Genomic DNA, 21663 nt, shown 5'->3' with positions numbered 1-21663 from the left:
TTATCAAATCACTAGTAAATTAATTATACCCAGGATTTTGACTTAAAGCATTAACATTAATTTCTGCTTGCGGAATAGGTAAAGTAAACCTATAGTCCCCATTACTGATATTAACCGGACTAGTAGCAGAAGAATTAACAGCATCTTGAGCATATCGATCAGTACCAGAAACAGAAGCATCAACACCTAATCTCTTTAGATCTATATATCTATGTCCTTCAAAAGAAAGTTCTTTTCTTCTTTCTAATAAAATATCAGCTATAGCAGTAGTAACGTTAGAATAAACAGGTAAAGGAACAACTCCACCAGTATAGCTTCTAGCTTGTCTAACTTGACGAATTAAATTAGCAGCTCCTACTAAATCTCCACTTCTAACTAAACACTCCGCTTTAATAAAATATATTTCTGATAAACGGAAAACTTTTAAATCATTAGCAGTATGCCCACCTGCTTTTCCAGGATATTTATCAATAACAATAACTTCATCTGTTCTAGTAGCAGTTCCTGGTGTAGTAGAGATAGAAGCTGAACGATCAACGAAACACCATCTTCTAAAATCTTCAGCACCACCTCCTAAAGGATTTGTATACAAATTAAAAAGAGTTCTTCCCATGTCGTATAATGGACCACCTGTAAGATGCGAACCATTAGTATTATACCTACTACCAAAGTTGATTTTGTTAATAGGTCTGTCAAGGGCAAATAAAATTTCACCTTGGTCAGCATCAACCCACATTTTTCTGTACATAGGACTTGCAGCAGACACCCATTGATCAACTTGGTATAGTGCACGTTGAACAGGGAAACCTGCTCCCGGATCTACATTTATAGTAGTACTACCAGTACCTGTACCTTGAGGAACAATAGCTGAAGACGTAGCTGGAAAATTAGCAACAGACACAGTACAAGTAGAAAGAGATCTACCAGATGTAGCAATAACATCATTAGCATAAACTAAAGCTTGAGCATAGTTTTTTCTATATAAATACATTCTAGCTCTGAACGATTTAATAAAATTATTGCTTACAAATTTGTAAGCGTTAGTTCCTGTTGGTGCAATTAAATTTGCTTCAGCATAATCTAAATCATCTTCAATAAACTTAAAAACTTCACCATTTGTAGACCTAGGAGTATCTTGATTTATTGTAGGTACAAAATCTACAATCATAACACCTGGAGCTGCATCATTACTCAAATCAGTTGAGAAATAAGTCAATAACTGAAAGTGCGCAAAAGCCCTCAAAGCTCTTGCTTGAGCTAATACTGAATTATATGCAGGAAGTTCTGCAGCTGTGGGTGTATATAAGGCAGCACCTCTGATTAACCTGTTACAATAATTAATTAAATTATAATGAGTATTCCAAATATTTGCTGCGGAACCATTAGTAGTAACTAGAAAAAACCTTTGAGTGTCATTTACGGTAAGACCACTTCCAATTGCAACCTCATCAGTTAATAGAGAACTCACGTGAATTTCATCTTGAATACTAGCCCTATCATAAGTTTCACTTAAAAACAATTGCATATTAGCAACAGATGTAAACAAGGCAGCGTCATTTAACTCCCCTTTTTGAACTATTTCTAATGCATCGTTACAAGAAAGCAACGTTACAAAGAGACTAAAAAGTACTATTCTTTTTTTCATTTTTATATTTTTAAAAATTAACATCAATCCCAAAAGTATATAATTTTGGAGTTGGAAAATAACCCGTTGTAGAAGCTTTAAAGGTTTCAGGATCAAATCCTTTCCACTTAGTAAAAGTTAAAATGTTTTCAGCTTGTAATCTAAAACGTATACTTTTCATAAACGTTTTATTTAAAAATTTAGCTGGCACATTGTATCCTAAACTTAAATTTCTTAAACGAACATAAGAAGCATCCATTAAAAATCTATCAGATAAATCCCCTGAATCAATATTTGTAGCATCCCAAGAAGGAACATTACTATTAGTATTAGTAGGAGTCCAAGCATTTAATATATCAGCAGAAACAGGAAAAGGATCAACGTTTCTAATATCCATCAAACCTGCATAATCTACATCAAATCTAAAGAAATCAGCAGCATATGTAAAGGCTGCATCTAGGAAGAACCCTTCATATGAAGCATTAAAACCAAAACCACCTTGATACACCGGTAAATAATTTTTATCCGTTAATCTTCTGTCACCATCAACAGGACTTTCAGTTTCTACACCATTGATATCTAAGAACAATAAATTTCCATTCACAGGATTTACACCTGCATAAGGAACTAAGAAATATTGATTTAAAGGACCTCCAAGTGCATTTGCAAAATCAGTACCTATTCTTTGTTTTCCTTTACCATCATTAAGCACCCCTAAATCATGTATTTCATTACGATTGTATGCACCATTACCATAAACCGATAATTTAAACGCCGTATTTTTAAGCACATCATATCTAAGATTAAGCTCAATACCTTTGTTTAATAAAGATCCATTATTTCCTGAAATATTATTAAACCCATTAGAAGCAGAAACTGGAATAGATGTATACAAGTCAGTTGTTAATTTTCTATATAAATCAAAAGAACCCGTCAATCTACCTTTAATATTAAAATCTAAACCAATGTTAGCTTGAGCTGTAGTTTCCCATCTTAAATCTTTGTTAGCAAAAGACGAAACACCAAAAGAAGCTACATTTCCATACCCTGATTGAGTACTATTTAAATCCCTAACTGCTTGTGCTGCTCCAAAAATTGTAGCAACATCACTATCCTCACCTCTTGCAGCGACATTTTGATTTCCAGTTGTACCATAAGAAGCTCTCAACTTAAGCTCTTTGAAGAAATCATTATTTTGCATGAAGTTTTCTCTAGAAATATTCCATCTCCCTGCAACTGACCAGAAAGTACCCCATTTATTATCATCAACAAATCTATAACTTGCATCTCTCCTTACAGAAGCAGCAAATCCATATTTAGAATCATAATCATAGTCTAAAGTACCAAAATAGGAGAATAAACCAGCATCTATTCTGGAAGCTCCTACTAGTGGGGCATATGTAAACGGTAAAGCTAAACTATAAGTAATGTAACCTGTTCCTGCTCCAGGAGACCATGTTAAAGGATTCAAACCGGTTTGTCGGTAAAAATTAGATCTTCTATGTGCTTTTAAATACTCTGTAAATACAGAAGCATCTATGGTATGCTTACCAAACTCTTTTTTATAATTAAGCTGGTTTGTAGCATTAAACGTAAACTCTCTGGCTGAACTTAGAGTTTCACTACCATTAAATGCCTGACCCGCTCCAACAGCTCTTACAACAGATAAGTAAGCTTCTGGTCCAATAGCAAAAGTTCTTTTATCATCAGCGTAATCAATACCAGCAGTAGTTCTGAATGTTAAATTGTCTGTCAATTTATATCCTAGATTTCCAGAAACTATGGTTTTAAACTCTTCAAAATAACTAGGAGCATTGTTTCCTTTGTACAAATCCATAAGCATAAATGGAATAATATCCAGCGAAGGAGATCCAAAATCATTAAATAACTGCTGTCCACTTACATAAGTAGCTGGATCAAAATAAGCGGCAGAAGTTAAGTAACCCGTTAAAGGATTCTGTAATACATTACTATTAATTCCCGCTCTGGTTTCTTGTTCAAGTTGTTTTCTTTTAGAAAAAGCAGCGGTTAAATTTAAGCCGTATGTTAATCTATCATTTGATGATTTACCAGAAAAATTAGACCTTAAAGTAAATCTCTTAAAATCTGATGTAGGAACAATACCATCTTGTTGGAAATATCCTAAAGAAGTAAAATTTTTCGTATTCTCACCTCCTACAGTGAAACTTACATCTTGACTAGATGTTGTTCCAGTTCTAAAAAAGACTTTTTTCCAATCTGTATCTATAGCATAGCTATCGATATTATTTGGATCAACTGTTACAGCTGGAGCTGACCCTGTAAAACCTGGACCAACACCATACTCTTTTTGAATTTTCAAATGCTGTTTTGCATTAACCAGATTGTAATCATCTCCTCTAAATTCAGATATACCGTAACTAGAAGAAAAATTTATATCTAAATCAGATTTAAAGTCCCCTTTCTTTGTTGTAATTACAATCACACCATTGGAACCTCTATTACCATAAACTGAAGTCGCTGAAGCATCTTTCAAAACTGAAATAGTTTCTATATCATTTTGATTTAAATTTCTAAAAAATGCCTGAGTCAATGGAACTCCATCTATTACATACAATGGATCTGTACTAGCATTCAAAGACCCCGCTCCTCTAATAATAACATCAATCTTATTAGTCCCTGGCTGACCAGAAGACAAAGCAATATTTGCTCCAGCCAATTGACCTTGCAACGACTGTAAAACACTCACATTAGGCCTTCCTTCAATTGTTTTTGCAGAAACAGTTTGAGTTGCTCCAATTGATTTTGCTTTTGTAGATGTCTTCCCATACCCCTCAACCACTACTTCAATCAAATTTAAAGCAGATTGAACAAATTTTACATTTATAGTATTAGAAGCACCAATAACTTTAGATTGGTCTTCTAACCCTAGGAAAGAAAAAACTAAAGTCTCCCCTGCTTTTGCTTTAATGGAATACTTTCCATCAAAATCAGTTTGAGTGCTGCGCTGCGTTCCTTTAATAATAACATTTGCTCCAGGAATAGGCCCCGAAGCGTCTGAAACTACACCAGTAACAGTTTTCTCTTGTGCAAACGCAAATTGCATTGACAATGCCAATAACAACGAAAAAATCCATTTGAATTTTGATCTCATATTAAATTATTTTGAATTAGTTATCCCACAAAAATCCTAATTATTTCTTAAACTTTACACAACCCACTCCTACTAAAAACAATATTTAACTTTTTACAAAATATTATTTAAAATAAATCTTAAAAAACAATTAAAAAATCAATTTATTAACTATTTTAGTTATATAAACGCAAATCATTATTGTCTAAAAAACCCAAAAAACTACAATAAAGCCGAATACCAACAGAATTCGACATTATTATTAAGTTAATTCAACATCAACATTCCTTCATTTTCAATTTCATTCTTCTCAGTTTAAAAAAACAAACGCCTTTTTCGGTATAAAAAAAACCTAAAACACAATCATAATTTACAAATCTCTGTATCAAATAAAACAGTGATGCATTATTACAGATAAAATTTTATAATCTTTGCAACACAAAATAAGAATAATGCTTAAAAATAATTTTTCAAATAAAATACTAGAAACCGGAACCGACGAAGCCGGTCGGGGCTGTCTTGCCGGACCCGTTACAGCTGCTGCTGTAATATTACCATTTGATTTTCAAAATGATACATTAAACGACAGTAAACAGTTATCTGAAAAAGCGAGAGAAAAATTAAGACCTGTTATCGAACACCAAGCTGTTACCTTTGCCGTAACCCATCTCGAACCATTAGAAATTGACACTATTAATATATTGAATGCTTCAATTAAAGCAATGCAAGAATGTGTTTTAAAACTCGATCCGCAACCGGAATGTATTATTGTAGATGGAAACACCCCTTTTATTAGAAAAAAAGGTATTAAAAATAATAGTGGAAAAATTTTTACTGCTGCTGAAATCGAGATTCTCACTTCTATTCCAAGCACAAGTATCATAAAAGGAGATTCAAAATATATGAGTATTGCAGCTGCTTCTGTACTAGCAAAAACGTATCGTGATGAATACATGAACCGCATTCATGAGGAGTTCCCAATGTACAATTGGAAACAAAATAAAGGCTATCCCACCAAAGAACACCGAGAAGCGATACGGAAATATGGCGTGACGAAATACCATAGAATGACATTTCGGTTGTTGCCTGAACAAATAAAATTAGATCTTTAGATTATTAGACTTCTTAGATTACACTAAGAATCTAAGAAGCCTAACAATCTCATTGTCTAATAATCGAACATTCAAATAAATTTGAAAAATGTTTCAGGATTTTTTCTTTTACTTCTTCTTCATTAACTTTTTCTACGCCAAGTTCGACGTTTAAAGAAGTTACGGCTTTACCGCGTATCCCACACGGAATGATATTATCAAAATAACCCAAATCAGCATTTACGTTTAAAGCAAATCCATGCATGGTTACCCACCGGGAAGCGCGAACGCCCATGGCACAAATTTTTCTGGCAAATGGAGTTCCTGCACCCAACCAAACACCAGTCTCCCCTTCGCTTCTGCCGCAAACAATTCCATATTCCTGAAGGGCAAGAATAATGGCTTCTTCCAGAAAACGCAAATATTTATGAATATCGGTAAAGAAATTTTCTAAGTCTATAATTGGATATCCTACTATTTGTCCCGGTCCGTGATACGTAATGTCACCTCCACGATTGATTTTATAAAAAGTCGCTCCTTTCTTTTCCAATTGTTTTTCAGATAAAAGCAAATTACTTAAATCACCACTTTTCCCCAAAGTATACACGTGTGGATGTTCCACAAAAAGAAAGTAATTTGGAGTTTCTAATTCGAGTTCTTCTCTGCGATTTCTAATTTTCAAGTCAACGATTCCTTTGAACAATTCCTCTTGGTATTCCCAAGTTTCTTTGTAATCTTTAGTCCCTAAATCTTGAAGTTGGATGGTTTTATTCATTTTTCATTGCGAGGAACGAAGCAATCCTATTTCGTTCACTTATTTTTGATTTGCAAAAGTACAAAGTTTTCAAGAATGAATAATGAAATTGTTCCTAATTACACGTTTGTCAAGTCGAGCGCAGTCGAGACCAACCAAATGAGTCTCGACTGCGCTCGACTTGACAAGAAAAACGATCATTTAAGTTTAACAACGTTACTCTAAAATAACCTCCAGATTAGTACTCTCAGGATTTACCAAACAATCTGCTATTAGAAACTGCAATTCCAATGATTTTTTGTCCACACTGATTTTTGCATTCGAATTGGATACCGCCTTTATTTTTCTGGGAAAATGATACCTTAAAGCATAAGGCTGCGTAATTTTGAATTTAGAAACTTGCGTTTTGAATCCTTCAATCTTATCCTGCTGCTTTTTTAGTTCAACTGCATCTGTAATTTTCACTATCCTTTTAAAAACACTTCCGTCAAAAGCGTAGTTCACACTATAATAATGTTCTTCGGCAACCAGTGCATAATTATTTTCTATATCATCCGCATATTCTTCGGTTTTGTATAAATCAGCAACTTTCTCTATTTTATTAAAATTTTGACTGATTGTTGTGCGAAATTCTTTCTCGAAAGAACTTTTCTTAATATGCACTTTTACTGTAGCAAATTTTTGAAAAATTGCTTTTTCAAACGCTGGTAATCTGGAAAATGTTTCGGAATGTTTTGTTATCAAATCCTGAAAAACATAAGTAGTATCCTGAAAAATTTCTTCTTTGGAGTAATTCTCCCCAGCTATTTGCATATAACTATGCTCGTCGCGAAGTGATACCGTTTCTATTTTCCCGGTTCCGTCTTCGTTTATATGAATAGTTTCTGTGACCTGGCAACTTGTTAAAAAGAATACTAAAAGCAGTAAGGCGTAAATTTTATTTTTCAATTTTTATGATTTTGAATCGTTATTTTTTACCAAATGTAAAATAATAACTACAATTTATAGCCCAGATTACAGTGAAAATCCTTTTTATTTTTTCTTTAAAAATAAAAAGATTGTAACGGAAAGCTGGAAATAGCTCCAAAAAACCTTTAGCACTTTGCTACTTTGCTACTTATACAGTATCTTTGCGCTCTTAAAATCAGCATAAAATGGCATTATCCGAACAAGAAACTCTACGTAGAGAAGCACTTACAGAATTACGCAATTTAGGCATCGAACCTTATCCTGCAGCCGAATTTATCACAACCGCTTATTCCAGCGAAATCCTAGCCGATTTCGAGAAGTACGAAGGAAAGGAAGTGGTTTTAGCAGGACGTTTGATGGGTAAGCGTATCATGGGAAAGGCGTCATTTGCGGAATTGAAAGATGCTGAAGGACGTATTCAAGTGTATGTTTCGAGAGATGATATTTCGACTGATGAGGAGAAAACAATGTACAATGTGGTTTTCAAAAAACTATTGGATATTGGCGACTTTATTGGGGTTCGCGGAACAGTTTTCAAAACGCAAGTAGGTGAAATCTCGGTTCATATTTATGGTTTGACGGTTTTGGCAAAAGCCTTGAAACCGCTTCCTGTAGTAAAAACGGACGCCGACGGAAAAACGCATGATGCATTTGCTGATCCGGAACAAAGATACCGTCGTCGTTACGTGGATTTAACGGTGAATGATCACGTAAAAGAAACGTTTATCAAAAGAACAAAACTGTTTAATGCGATGCGTTCTTTCTTTAATGACAAAGGATATTTAGAGGTAGAAACCCCTGTTTTGCAACCGATTCCCGGTGGTGCTGCAGCGCGTCCTTTTATCACGCACCACAACTCGCTTGATATGCCTTTATACATGCGTATTGCGAATGAATTATACTTAAAAAGATTGATTGTTGGTGGTTTTGAAGGAGTTTATGAGTTTTCGAAAAACTTTCGTAACGAAGGCATGGACCGTACACACAACCCGGAATTTACTGCCATGGAAATATATGTAGCCTACAAAGACTACAATTGGATGATGAAGTTTGCCGAAGACCTTTTGGAGCATTGCGCGATTGCCGTAAATGGAACTTCAGAAGCGACTTTTGGAGAGCATACCATCAATTTTAAAGCACCTTATGCTCGAGTTACAATGACTGATTCTATCAAACATTTTACTGGATTTGATATTTCAGGGAAAAGTGAAATAGAGTTATTTGACGCTGCCAGAGGAATGGGAATTGACGTGGATAAAACTATGGGTAAAGGAAAACTGATTGACGAAATCTTTGGCGCTAAATGCGAAGGAAATTATATTCAGCCCACTTACATCACGGATTATCCAAAGGAAATGTCTCCATTGTGTAAGCAACACCGCGACAATCCGGAATTGACAGAACGTTTTGAATTAATGGTTTGTGGTAAAGAAGTTGCGAACGCGTATTCTGAATTGAATGATCCAATTGACCAAAGAGAACGTTTTGAAGACCAAATGAGATTATCAGAAAAAGGAGACGATGAAGCCACCGGAATTATCGATGAAGATTTCTTGAGAGCGTTAGAATACGGAATGCCTCCAACATCCGGAATGGGAATTGGAATGGACCGATTAATTATGTATTTAACAAATAATGCTTCTATTCAGGAAGTGTTGTTGTTTCCTCAAATGCGACCAGAGAAAAAACGAGTCCAAATTGAACTAGAAGACGACGAAAAATTAATTATTGATCTTTTGAAAGTCAATGACAGCAAAATGGATTTAGGTCTATTGAAAGTAAAATCAGAACTGAGCGGCAAAAAATGGGATGCTGCCATGAAAGGTTTAGCAAAACATGGTTTGGTAAAAGTAACTTTAGTTGACGATCATAAAATAGTAGAATTGGCGGGATAATTTATTCCGTTTATTATAAAAAGGAGGTTCAATTGAAGCTCCTTTCTTTTATAAAACTGTCCCATCCAACTTTGATTATGCTCTTCTTTTGAGAAAATAATTTGGTATTTTGAAGTTTGGCAACATGATCCATATCACTTTCAGATTTAAATTCCACTACTTACAACCACGTTAAATAAGTCATAAATTTCTTATATCGGTATGTTTTAATTTTACATTTGTTCCAAAAAAATATAAAATATGAAAAAAATTACTTTGGTAATAATCGTATTATTTGCATTTGGCTTTGCCAATGGACCAGCGAAAGAAGGACAAGTTTCAAAAGGGAGATGGCTCATCGAAGTAAACACAGGTTTTGGGGATCATGTAGGCAGTACTTCCTTATCCTTAACTTCATCAGATGGTGTAACAGCATACAACATTGGAGCAGAAGGCGGGTATTTTATTAAGGATAATTTGGCTATAAAACTTGGATTAGGATATGGCGACAGTGGCATCGATGGTCAAGAAACACCTATTGCCTACAAAATTGGAGCTAAGTATTACTTTAAGAAAATGATCCCGATTGAACTGTCCTATAACGGTGTGGGCTTTGGTCCAGCATATGCAAATCCTACTTATCTTGGTCTTCAAGCAGGCTATGCTTTGTTTTTAGGTAAAAATGTAAGTATTGAACCTGGATTCCGATATAATAAGGCACTGCATAACGAGTTTTATGACGATAAATTCCAGTTTAATATTGGTTTTGCCTTGCATTTTTAATTTTTACTTGAAATAAATATCTAAGATGTTGACCAAAAAACAACTGAACTTCTAAGTCCGCAATTTGTAATCTAAATGCATTCTTTGCGAAAAACCTGTTGGGTTATCATACAAAAAAGGAGCTTCAATTGAAACTCCTTTCTTATTACCGATCTTGCTTAATACAAATATTTGGAGGTTTTTATGCCAAAATGATTTAAATTAATAAGCCACAAAAGACGAGAAACTAAACGGCATAAAAACGGACAAACATCATGCTTTCGCACCAATGAAAGCTTTTTTTCTGACCTCAACTATCTAAAAAACAGCTGCTAAATCTTTTGTTCAAAATTATACCCAAACGATAATCTTTTGTTAACGATTAAACTTTTTATGTTTATTCTTGTCCTATAAGCATAAAAATTAAAACAACACAAATGAAAAAATTATTTATCGTTGCATTACTAGTTGTCGGAATGACAAGCTTTGCACAAGAAAAAAAAGCAAGACCAGAGCGCACCCAAATGGAGCAATTGACTCCTGAGCAAAGAAATCAATTGCATTTAAAAAAATTGACTCTGGAATTAGATTTGAATGCTTCACAGCAAAAAGAAATGAGTAAAATCATTGCGGAACAAACTGCCAAAAGAGAAGCTAGAATGGCAGAACGAAAAGCAACTAAAGATTCGGCTAAAAAACTTACTTCAGACGAACTTTTTGCTAAAAAAAGCCAAATGTTAGACGAACAAATTGTTATGAAAGAAAGAATGAAAAAAATTCTTACTCCAGAACAATATAAAAAATGGGATGACATGAAAGCTAAAAAACATCACGGAATGAAAAAAAGAATGATGCATCATAAAGATAAAAAACCAGCAGAAATGGGTGATAAAAAATAATCCATTCGCTTGAAATATTTCATCTTATTTCATAAAAAAAGCCCCAAATTTGGGGCTTTTTTCGTTTAAAATGTTTTCGAAACTTTATCTATCGCTCGAATGGTAAAATCCAGATCTTCATAGGTTAATGCATCGGTGATGAACCATGTTTCATATGCCGATGGCGCAATATAAATTCCTTCTTGCAACAATCCGTGAAAGAATTTCTTGAACGTTTCGTTATCGCCGTTTGCAGCCGTATGAAAGTCTACAACCGGAGCTGCATCAAAATGAACCGAAATCATCGATCCAATGCTGTTGATTGTAAATGTAACACCATTTGCTTTCAGTACTTTATCAATTCCTGCAGCCAAATACGCTGTTTTCTCTTCTAATCTTTGAAAAATAGCACGATCGGTATCTAAAGCTTGTAACATCGCTAATCCTGCAGCCATTGCCAACGGATTTCCAGACAATGTTCCTGCCTGATAAACAGGACCTAACGGAGCCAGATAATTCATAATTTCTTCGCGAGCGGCAAAAGCACCAACAGGCAATCCTCCACCGATTACTTTCCCGAAGCAAACAATATCAGCAGTTATATTAAACAATTCCTGAACACCGCCGGCAGCGAGTCTGAATCCTGTCATAACCTCATCAAAAATCAATAGAATTCCGTTATCGGTACACAATTGGCGCAACCCCTCCAAAAAGCCTTTATTTGGTGGAATACAACCCATATTCCCCGCAACAGGCTCCACGATTATGGCTGCAATTTCATTCTTATTCGCTTCAATTAAAGTGGCTACATTTTCTAAATCATTGTATTTCGCAAGTAAAGTATCCTTTGCCGTTCCTGCTGTTACTCCTGGACTGTTTGGCGAACCAAAAGTAATTGCTCCACTTCCCGCTTGGATTAAAAACGAATCAGAATGACCGTGATAACAACCTGCAAATTTTATTATTTTATCTCTTTTAGTAAATCCACGAGCCAGCCTTACAGCGCTCATACAGGCTTCGGTACCTGAGTTTACAAATCTAATTTTATCGATATTTGGAACCATAGCAACGGCTAAAGCAGCAATTTGTGTTTCCAATTCTGTTGGCATTCCAAACGAGGTCCCTAATTTCGCTTTCTCGATCACGGCTTGTACAACCGGTTCATAAGCGTGTCCTAAAATCATTGGTCCCCAAGAATTGATATAGTCAATCAAACGATTTCCATCTTCATCATATAAATAAGCACCTTTGGCACTTTTGACAAAAATTGGAGTTCCACCCACTGCTTTAAAAGCTCTTACTGGTGAATTGACACCTCCCGGAATTACTTTTTCTGCTTCAGCAAAAAGCTGACTACTTCTTTTATATAACATTTATAAATTATGAGTTATAGTTATTTTTTAATTATTTTACGACCAATTTCTGCCCAATAGAAAGTGTATTCTCAGAAAGATTATTTTTTTGTTTTAAATCATCGACTTTTAAATCGAATTTTTTTGAAATGGAATAAAGCGTATCTCCTTTTTGAACAACGTATGAAGATAAGTCTTGGCTGATTGTATTTCTGGATTCCATTGTCAATTCCTCAACCATTTGTTTTTCATTAGATACATAATCGACATCTAAAACCTGATTGTCATATTGATACAAATTGTAGCGCTCAATATAAGAAATCAGCTTATCCGGATATTTAGGGTCTGTGGCATAACCCGCAGCTCTTAAGCCTTTTGCCCAAGCTTTATAATCGCCTTTTGAGAATTCAAATAGTTTAGAATACCTGCTTCTTCCCGTTAAAAATAAAGCATGATCTTTGAATGATTCTGAGGGATTATCGTATTTTCTAAAGCATTCCTGATCAGCATCATCGTCGTGCTTAACGCTTTCTCCTGTCCATCCTGCATGACATTTTATTCCAAAATGATTATTGGCAGTTATTGCTAAATCACCTCTTCCTGCACCTGATTCTAAAATTCCCTGAGCCAAAATAATACTAGCGGGAATCCCATAATTCTTCATGTTTCCCATCGCAATTTCTTTAAATTTAGAAATATAAGATACGACAACATCATTTGTAACTACTGTTTTTGAAGTTGAAACGATTACTTCTGTTTCTCGATTACTTTGGTCTTTTTTTACCGGTTTTGTAACGGTTGGTCTTACTGTATTAGAGCTTGGCGCAGCTGGTTTTTTAATCGTGCGTACGACTTCTGATTTTGGTTTTAAAGGAGCTTTCTTTGTTACAATAACAGGTTTTGTGGCATTACAACCTATCAAAGTAATTATGGTAAGAAGCAGTAGGATTTTTTTAAACATTGATATCTATTGTTGGTAATTGTTTATTTTTTAATTTCATATTCATTCCTTTAATTCCCTGAATTCCACCCGTATGAATTAGTAAAATTTTTGATTCGGCAGGAAAATAGTTTTTTTGAATTAAATCTATAACGCCAAAAACCATCTTTCCCGTATAAATGGGATCCAAGGGAATTTGGTTTTCAGTATAAAACTGATTGATGAATCCGATTAAGGCTTCATTTACTTTCCCGTAACCTCCAAAATGATAATCGGTAATTAACTCCCAGTTTTCATTTTGGGCAAAATTACGAATTTCCTCTTTCAAAAAATCCCCTTTTAAAGCGGGAAATCCTAAAACTTTTTGGTGTGTTAAAACACTGTTAATGATTCCCGAAATGGTTCCGCCAGTTCCTATTGAACAGCAAATATAATCAAATTCAGCATCTTCCGGAGTTAGAATCTCCTGACACCCTTTGATAGCTAACGCGTTTGTCCCGCCTTCAGGTATTAGATAAAAATCACCAAATTGCTGTTTTAAGTTCTCTAAAAATGAAATCTCACTTTTTAACCGATACTCCTCCCTTGAAATAAATTCCAGTTGCATTCCGCAATTTTGAGCGAATGACAACGTGGGATTCTCCGAGATTTTACTCTCTAATTCATCTCCACGAATAATTCCGATAGTTTTAAATCCTTTTTCTTTTCCTGCAAAAGCTACTGCTGCAATATGATTCGAAAAAGCACCTCCAAAAGTAAGCAGCGTTTCGTACTGCTCCGTTTTCGCTTGCAGCAAATTGTATTTCAGCTTTCTGAATTTATTTCCGGAAACAAAAGGATGAATCAAATCTTCCCGTTTGATGGCTACTGAAATGGAGTTTGGAAACGGAGTTGTTAGGTGTTGATTCAAGCTAAGTGATTTTGGTACAAAGGTAAAATTTATATATAACAAAAATGCAACCTCTGCAGATTGCATATTGTTTTCATTTATATTGGGCCCTTATCTTCTGATAATTATTTTCTGACCGACTTCTATTTTATCTTTAGTTGCTATTTTAACAATATAAATTCCATCATTAAGTCCCGAAGTAGAAAAGGCATAAGACGAATTTGACCCCAAATCTTTTTTATTGAAAATTAATTTTCCAGCTACATCATACAAATTACAAGTGGCAAGGTCCAGTAGTAAAGGATTACTAATTGTTAGGTTTTTAGTGGTATTGTTTTGATAAACCACAAAGCTTTGACGTGCTGCATCCTCAACTCCTAAAGTCGAATTATTTTTAAAAGTAATTTCAAATTGTGTATTGTTTACTCCTCCCGGCAATGTCAAATCGTAGAAATCGTTTTTGATATCATGATACAAATCAGTTGCTTTATCGTGCAAATAAACGAAATTAGCAGCTGTAATGTTCAACATTTCTTTCACTGTAATCTTAAAATTGGCTTGATTCGTATTTTTAAAACCAATTGGAATTTTTTTATCCATATCAAAACTTACTGTGTTTATAAGATACTCTTCGTTATCTATTACAAAGTAAACATCTGCCGGTGAATCATCACTGGAGGATATTGCATCCATAGCGCGATCAACTCCGTCAGTAGCTTCTGGAGCAAATGCCAAAACAATTTGACGAATTCCTTGATTGTTCAATAAGGTATTAAATCGTATTTGCGGCGTTGGTGCAGTACTTACCGTTTTATAATCAAATCCGGATACTGATGGAATATCTGACAGGTAAGCCGAGGTAATTTTCGTTTTATTGGAACTTGTATTTCTTTCAAATTGAGAATAATTTAGTGGGGCTTCCTTAACAAATACTCTATAACTATTTTTCATTTCCACAGTTCCATTTACAAGTCCATCAATCATGAAACCTTGTCCAACAGGGCTAAAACGTCTCTCATAAGCTCCTCCTGTTCCGGTCTCCCCTCCCTCATTACCTGATCCGTCATAAGAATAAAAGGTAGCAGGAACATAAATTCCAGACCCCAGTCTGCTTATAGGTGAAAAAGCGCCATATCCGCCTTTGTAATCGGCAATGTAATGCGTGTCAACTGTTTTATCCTGTTCCCAGAAATAAGCAATCCCAGTACAATTAATCGCATCTGTTAAAAAAGCAGACAAATCTATTGCTGATGGATAAGGATTTCCTGTTAATGTAAATTGTTCGACAGCAACTGGAATAGAAATGGTTCCATCATTTGGCTTCCCTCTGAAATCGTACCTTTGTTTACTTCCTGCGTTGTTTTCAATTCCATTTACTGTTGTTAGATTGGTCCCTGAAGTCCCCTTCATCGTAAATCCTTCTCCAGCATTTATTGTGGAAGTTGTCCCAACCGAAACCCAATCTGAATAGCCCGATGAGGCGGTTAACTTAAAAATCCAATAAGGTGCAATTGCAAATGGACTGGCCGTACCATTATAATTGTTCATTGCCAAAGGAGTTGAATTATTACTATTTGTCAAGTCTACAATATCTTTAAGCTGAGTAATTCCAAAAGTAGCGTTTCCAGCGGTTGCATCACCCCCTCCAACAGGAGAACACCAGTAATTGAATTGAAAATTATTTGTGCTTCCTTCTTGAAAAACAGATAAGCTTCCAAGTCCTTTATTTGCTCCGGCTGATGTAGAACCTTGAGCCAACTGGGCGTCTTTCCTTAAATAGAAATTACTGTTGGCAGCATTTAACTCTAATTGCTGTTTTATAAAAACAACTTCGTTATTCGCAAAAACGTAACTATTAGGACTTACATACATCTGGGCATTGACACCGTTCTGTAAAAACAATCCAGTAACAATCAACAGCGTTCGTCTAAGTAATTTTGAGTCCATAAGCTTGCTTATTAAATTAATTCGTCTAAAATCAGATTCTTTTATGAGACATTTTATTTCAGGTACTATTATTTAATTATAAAAAAAGAAGCCCTATTGAGTCCTAAAAAAGTTAAAAACACACATTTACAATCAAGGGTTTTAGAAAAAAAATCTGTTTTGAATTATTTTTATTTAAAGTTACAAAAAAAACAGCATAGGAGTTAGCATAAAAATCGATAAAAAGTATACATAATCGATTAAATGCGCATTTTTATGTTATAAACACCTAATTTCCTACAATCAATTGAACTCAAAATATTAAATATCAGTAATTAAATGATTCAGAATTTTCCATAAAAATTACTTTAACAAACTGTAAGCGAATCCTGTATATTGATTTTTAGATTAAAGACAGAAAGTCGTGAAATGCAATCAAAAGCTACATCAAAATACTATTAAATTCTAAAATGGTTCTGACAAGCATTACTTATTTTTTAAGTATAAATAGTTCACAAAACCTAAAAAAGGTCTGCTTTTTAGATATTCAAAATCAGATTCATTAGCGTAAGCTTCTCTTTCAAAACTGATATTTCTATACGCCAAATTGGTATTTTTATACTGAAACAAGCGAACAAGATATTCTAACAGATACCAAATAAAAAAAGGAAGAATCAATAATTCTAATTGCTGGCGAAGGTGTATTTTTTCATGATTTACAAAAACCCGATTTGCTGCGTCAACCCGATATTTTACAAATACAAATGGAAATGCAGCCAAACCGCGATATCCTTTAGGAATTAAATATTTAGCAACAATCAGAAACATTCGCTATAAAATTTATAAATTTGTAATAATAAAATGGTTCTATTTAATGAAAAACTCAATCGTTTGAGTTGATTTCATGAATTATGCAATCCAAATGAATTTTACAATAGAGTAATCCCAAATATGATTGACCAAAGTAATGAAAATAAATTAATAGAAGGGGAAGATTTCTATTACACACCCGAAGGCTATAAATGTTTTACTGAAAAATACCATTTAAAACGTGGTTATTGCTGTAAGAGTGGTTGTCGTCATTGTCCTTATGGATTTGATAAAAAAACAGGAACGAATAAAAAGTAGTCCAATTTTAGATTACAAATCACAAGTAAGAGAGCGTCAGTTTAAAAAAACCAAAATAAAAATGGATATTTGTTTACAGAAATATAGAATCAAAATTCACAAATCCTACCACAGGTCGGATATTCGTTATCCTTAGTGTATTTTTTTTAAATTAAAATGGCATCCTATCTAGCGCAGTCGAGATACTTTTTTTTAAACAATTACACCTAAAAAATAACGAATCAACATCAAAAATGACTTTTCAAGAACAAATAGAACAAGGAATTCCATCGGTTTTACCAAAACCGAAACCATACGAAATTGACATTAATCACGCACCAAAACGTAAAGAAATCCTTTCGAATGAAGAAAAAAAACTAGCGTTACGAAACGCCTTACGCTATTTTGAACCACAACACCACGCTGAATTAATAAAAGAATTCTCCGAAGAATTGGAAACGTATGGTCGTATTTATATGTACCGCTTGCGTCCGGATTATAAAATGTACGCAAGACCTATTGCCGAATATCCCGGAAAATGTGAGCAAGCCAAAGCAATCATGTTAATGATTCAAAATAATCTCGATTATGCCGTAGCACAACATCCGCATGAATTGATTACATACGGCGGGAATGGAGCTGTTTTTCAAAACTGGGCACAATATCTATTGACGATGCAATACTTATCGGAAATGACCGATGAGCAAACATTGACGATGTATTCCGGACATCCGATGGGATTGTTTCCATCACATAAAGAAGCCCCAAGAGTCGTGGTGACTAACGGAATGGTAATCCCTAATTATTCTAAACCGGACGATTGGGAAAAAATGAATGCATTGGGTGTTTCTCAATACGGACAAATGACCGCCGGAAGTTACATGTACATCGGTCCGCAAGGAATCGTACACGGAACAACCATTACCGTTTTGAATGGTTTTCGTAAAATAAAACGCAGTCCAAAAGGGGGCTTATTTGTAACCTCTGGTTTGGGCGGAATGAGTGGCGCACAACCGAAAGCCGGAAATATTGCCGGTTGCATCACCGTTTGTGCCGAAGTAAATGCAAAAATAACGCACATTCGCCACAGTCAAGGCTGGATCAACGAAGTGATTGAAAATATTGATGAATTGGTGCAACGAGTCGCTTTGGCGCAAACCAATGAAGAAATCGTTTCTATCGGGTATCTAGGAAATGTGGTGGATATTTGGGAAAAATTTGATCAGGAAAACATCCATATTGATTTAGGCTCTGACCAAACCTCTTTACATAATCCTTGGGCCGGAGGCTATTATCCAATTGGAATTTCGTTTGAAGAAGCCAATGAAATGATGGCCAACAATCCAGATTTATTCAAAGAAAAAGTACAGGAAACGCTACGCAGACACACTACTGCAATTAACAAACACACTGCAAAAGGAACCTATTTCTTCGATTACGGAAATGCTTTCTTGCTGGAAGCTTCCCGTGCCGGCGCCGATATTATGGCAGAAAACCATATTGATTTCAGATACCCGAGTTATGTTCAGGATATAATGGGACCTATGTGTTTTGATTACGGTTTTGGTCCTTTCCGTTGGGTTTGCGCTTCGGGAAAACCAGACGATTTAGCCAAAACAGATGTTATTGCTTGTCTAGTTTTGGAAGAAATGGCAAAAACGGCACCTGAAGAAATTCAGCAACAAATGCAGGATAATATCCATTGGATAAAAGGCGCCCAGGAAAACAAACTGGTTGTAGGCTCACAAGCCCGAATCCTTTATGCTGATGCCGAAGGTCGTGTAAAAATTGCAGAAGCTTTTAATCAGGCTATTGCCAAAGGTGAGATAGGAACAGTAGTTTTGGGCAGGGATCACCACGATGTTTCCGGCACTGATTCCCCTTACAGAGAGACTTCTAATATTTATGACGGCTCCCGTTTTACGGCTGATATGGCGATACAAAATGTTATTGGTGACAGCTTTAGAGGTGCCACTTGGGTATCCATTCACAATGGCGGAGGCGTTGGTTGGGGCGAGGTAATTAACGGTGGTTTTGGTATGGTTCTTGATGGTTCAAAAGAAGCTTCAAGACGTTTAGCATCAATGCTTTTCTGGGATGTCAACAACGGAATTTCCAGAAGAAGCTGGGCTAGAAATGACGGAGCACTATTTGCCATAAAAAGAGCGATGGAGACGCAACCTTTATTGAAAGTTACCATCCCTAATATAGTAGCCGACAATTTGTTGGATTTTTAAAAAATTTGAGTGTATCTTTAGTAAACATATAGTAATCAAATAATCACATCATGAAAGCAATGAAACTCCTTCCCGTATTTCTACTTTTCGTAATTGCCTCTTGCAGTTCCGTAAAAGTATATTCAGATTATGATAATAATGTAGATTTTAGTCAATATAAAACGTATGCTTTTCATAAAAAAGGCATCGATCGAGTTGAAATTTCAGAATTGGATAAGAAAAGAATACTTAATGCCATAGACAGAGAACTAAGCAGAAAAGGGATGACTAAAAGTGAAAATCCAGATTTGCTGATTAACATTCTCACCAAAGAAAGAGAAAAAATTGACGTGAACCAATACAATGCCGGTTGGGGTTATGGATGGGGTTACGGATGGAATCCTTATTTCTGGGGAGGACGGAGCACTTATGTTTCGTCTTCAACCGAAGGAACATTGTATATTGATTTAATCGATGCCAAGAAAAAAGAATTAGTTTGGCAAGGTGAAGGAGTTGGATATTTGACTGAAAACCGCAATGAAAAAGAAAAACAAATCAATGAATTTGTGGCAAAAATTTTAGAACAATTTCCGCCTTCGGCTTCAAAAAAATAAACATTTTGATATGATCTTATCAGATAATCTATATATTTGCAGCTCAAACAAAAACAATGAACAACTTAAATAACATTATTATCGCTATTAACATTATTGTAATTCAACAATAATGGCGAGGTGTTATATAAATAAGTAAGCAATATACAATTTATCAAACCTCCCACATCGGGAGGTTTTTTTATATATTAAATTGCAAAAACAATGTTCACTTTTTGTAAAAGCTCCAAAATGCCTAACGCAAAAAGGACAAATACATGAGATTAAAAAATAGAAAAACGGTAATCATGAATATATTTAAAGAAGTATTAGCGGCAAAAAATCAGTTACAAGGAGTGGTTCCCGCTACTCCATTGACAGAAAACCTGAATCTTTCCGATGAATTCGAATCAACCATCCTGTTAAAACGCGAAGATTTACAAATCGTTCGTTCCTACAAAATCAGGGGAGCTTACAACAAAATGAGTGCTCTTACAGAACAGGAAAAAAAACAGGGCATTGTTTGCGCGAGCGCAGGAAATCATGCACAAGGAGTGGCATACTCTTGTAATCTGCTAAAAATAATGGGCAAGATTTACATGCCCAAAACAACACCCAAACAAAAAGTCAAACAAGTGCAGTTGTTTGGAAAATCATATGCAGAAATTGTTTTAATAGGAGATACTTTTGATGACGCTTACGCAAAAGCTGTAGCAGACGCAACACAAAGCAACAAAGCTTTTATTCACCCGTTTGATGACGTAAAAGTCATTGCAGGTCAAGGCACAGTCGGATTAGAGATTCTAGAATCGTTTAAGAACCCTATCGATTATGTATTTATCCCTATTGGCGGTGGCGGATTGGCGGCTGGACTTTCGGAGGTTTTTAAACAGTTGAGCCCCAATACCAAAATTATTGGTGTAGAACCAGAAGGTGCGCCTTCGATGAAAACGGCTATTGCCAATGGCAAAAACACACCTCTGGAAACCATTGACAAATTTGTGGATGGCGCAGCGGTAAAACAGGTAGGTGACATCACTTTTGAAATTTGCCGTAAAAATTTAGACGATATCATTCTGGTTCCTGAAGGGAAAGTATGCACCACTATTTTGCGATTGTATAACGAAGAAGCCATGGTTGTCGAACCTGCCGGAGCGTTAACCATAGCTGCTTTAGACTTTTATAAAGACCAAATCAAAGGCAAAACCGTAGTCTGCATCGTCAGTGGAAGTAACAATGACATCGAAAGAACTGCCGAAATAAAGGAACGCTCTTTACTGTATGAAGGATTAATGCATTATTTCATGATTCAGTTTCCGCAACGGCCTGGTGCATTAAAGGAATTTGTAAATGATATTTTAGGCCCTGATGATGACATTACCTATTTTCAGTTTACCAAAAAGAACAGTCGGGAGGTAGGTCCTGCAGTAGTTGGATTAGAACTAAAAAACAAAAATGACATTTTATCCATTAAATCCCAGATGACGAACAAAGGTTTTGAGTTTAAATACCTCAACGAAAAGCAAGATTTATTTACGCATTTAATCGGGTAAAAGAATTATCCATTTTCAGCATA

The 21663-nt window shown here is 35.2% G+C and carries 17 protein-coding genes; 8 read left to right on the top strand and 9 right to left on the bottom strand.

Going from position 1 to position 21663, the window contains the following annotated elements; genetic code table 11:
- Positions 1-19: 19 nt before the first annotated feature.
- Both ACNQGX_RS02440 and ACNQGX_RS02435 read right to left on the bottom strand, forming a co-directional pair.
- Positions 20-1645: a RagB/SusD family nutrient uptake outer membrane protein gene (locus ACNQGX_RS02440; protein ID WP_417973709.1), complete on the bottom strand. Its 1626-nt coding sequence runs from the start codon at positions 1643-1645 to the stop codon at positions 20-22.
- A 10-nt stretch (positions 1646-1655) separates the two neighbouring features.
- The gene (locus ACNQGX_RS02435; RefSeq protein WP_417973707.1) at positions 1656-4757 is read right to left on the bottom strand and encodes a SusC/RagA family TonB-linked outer membrane protein; all 3102 of its coding nucleotides are present in this window, start codon (positions 4755-4757) and stop codon (positions 1656-1658) included.
- Between the two features lie 431 nt (positions 4758-5188).
- Here ACNQGX_RS02435 and ACNQGX_RS02430 point away from each other — a divergent pair, with 431 nt between their 5' ends.
- Positions 5189-5848 carry a ribonuclease HII gene (locus ACNQGX_RS02430; RefSeq protein WP_417973705.1) on the top strand — a complete coding sequence of 220 codons (660 nt, stop codon included), beginning with the start codon at positions 5189-5191 and terminating at the stop codon, positions 5846-5848.
- Positions 5849-5897: 49 nt separating this feature from the next.
- Here the strand turns inward: ACNQGX_RS02430 and lipB are convergent, their stop codons facing one another.
- On the bottom strand, positions 5898-6602 hold the full coding sequence (gene lipB, locus ACNQGX_RS02425) for a lipoyl(octanoyl) transferase LipB (protein ID WP_417973703.1): 705 nt from the start codon (positions 6600-6602) through the stop codon (positions 5898-5900).
- A 195-nt stretch (positions 6603-6797) separates the two neighbouring features.
- Complete coding sequence (locus tag ACNQGX_RS02420; protein WP_417973701.1) at positions 6798-7529, bottom strand: hypothetical protein; 732 nt, start codon at positions 7527-7529, stop codon at positions 6798-6800.
- 206 nt (positions 7530-7735) lie between these two features.
- On the opposite strand from ACNQGX_RS02420, the gene lysS reads away from it, so the two are divergent.
- The 3 genes from lysS (at position 7736) to ACNQGX_RS02405 (ending at position 11085) form a co-directional block, all read left to right on the top strand.
- Positions 7736-9445 (top strand): lysine--tRNA ligase, encoded by a 1710-nt coding sequence (lysS, locus tag ACNQGX_RS02415; RefSeq protein ID WP_417973699.1) that lies wholly within the window; start codon positions 7736-7738, stop codon positions 9443-9445.
- Positions 9446-9685: 240 nt separating this feature from the next.
- Positions 9686-10207 (top strand): hypothetical protein, encoded by a 522-nt coding sequence (locus ACNQGX_RS02410; RefSeq protein WP_417973697.1) that lies wholly within the window; start codon positions 9686-9688, stop codon positions 10205-10207.
- Positions 10208-10623: 416 nt separating this feature from the next.
- Positions 10624-11085, top strand: coding sequence for a hypothetical protein (locus tag ACNQGX_RS02405; RefSeq protein WP_417973695.1), 462 nt, complete (start codon positions 10624-10626; stop codon positions 11083-11085).
- 65 nt (positions 11086-11150) lie between these two features.
- On the opposite strand, the gene hemL is transcribed toward ACNQGX_RS02405, so the two are convergent.
- From hemL to ACNQGX_RS02380, 5 genes are all read right to left on the bottom strand, one after another.
- A complete protein-coding gene (gene hemL / locus ACNQGX_RS02400) occupies positions 11151-12437 on the bottom strand; it encodes a glutamate-1-semialdehyde 2,1-aminomutase (RefSeq protein ID WP_417973693.1) in 1287 nt (428 codons plus the stop codon).
- 31 nt (positions 12438-12468) lie between these two features.
- Entirely contained in the window at positions 12469-13377 is a 909-nt protein-coding gene (locus ACNQGX_RS02395) for a glucosaminidase domain-containing protein (RefSeq protein ID WP_417973691.1), read from the bottom strand.
- On the bottom strand, positions 13370-14266 hold the full coding sequence (locus tag ACNQGX_RS02390; protein ID WP_417973690.1) for a 1-aminocyclopropane-1-carboxylate deaminase/D-cysteine desulfhydrase: 897 nt from the start codon (positions 14264-14266) through the stop codon (positions 13370-13372). Before ACNQGX_RS02390 ends, ACNQGX_RS02395 begins: the two co-directional genes overlap by 8 nt.
- Positions 14267-14356: 90 nt before the next feature.
- Positions 14357-16192: a T9SS type A sorting domain-containing protein gene (locus ACNQGX_RS02385; RefSeq protein WP_417973688.1), complete on the bottom strand. Its 1836-nt coding sequence runs from the start codon at positions 16190-16192 to the stop codon at positions 14357-14359.
- A 465-nt stretch (positions 16193-16657) separates the two neighbouring features.
- A complete protein-coding gene (locus ACNQGX_RS02380; RefSeq protein ID WP_417973686.1) occupies positions 16658-16999 on the bottom strand; it encodes a hypothetical protein in 342 nt (113 codons plus the stop codon).
- Between the two features lie 123 nt (positions 17000-17122).
- Here ACNQGX_RS02380 and ACNQGX_RS02375 point away from each other — a divergent pair, with 123 nt between their 5' ends.
- The 4 genes from ACNQGX_RS02375 (at position 17123) to ilvA (ending at position 21640) form a co-directional block, all read left to right on the top strand.
- Positions 17123-17299: a DUF5522 domain-containing protein gene (locus ACNQGX_RS02375; protein WP_158589746.1), complete on the top strand. Its 177-nt coding sequence runs from the start codon at positions 17123-17125 to the stop codon at positions 17297-17299.
- A gap of 233 nt (positions 17300-17532) precedes the next feature.
- Positions 17533-19515 carry a urocanate hydratase gene (locus ACNQGX_RS02370; RefSeq protein ID WP_417973684.1) on the top strand — a complete coding sequence of 661 codons (1983 nt, stop codon included), beginning with the start codon at positions 17533-17535 and terminating at the stop codon, positions 19513-19515.
- A 50-nt stretch (positions 19516-19565) separates the two neighbouring features.
- The gene (locus ACNQGX_RS02365) at positions 19566-20108 is read left to right on the top strand and encodes a DUF4136 domain-containing protein (RefSeq protein WP_417973682.1); all 543 of its coding nucleotides are present in this window, start codon (positions 19566-19568) and stop codon (positions 20106-20108) included.
- 287 nt (positions 20109-20395) lie between these two features.
- Positions 20396-21640 (top strand): threonine ammonia-lyase IlvA, encoded by a 1245-nt coding sequence (gene ilvA, locus ACNQGX_RS02360; protein ID WP_417973863.1) that lies wholly within the window; start codon positions 20396-20398, stop codon positions 21638-21640.
- Positions 21641-21663 lie beyond the last annotated feature (23 nt).

The organism is Flavobacterium glycogeni (assembly GCF_048286775.1).
Taxonomy (GTDB): Bacteria; Bacteroidota; Bacteroidia; order Flavobacteriales; family Flavobacteriaceae; genus Flavobacterium.
The sequence above is the reverse complement of the archived record's forward strand: the minus strand, read 5'-3'. Positions and strand labels throughout refer to the sequence as shown.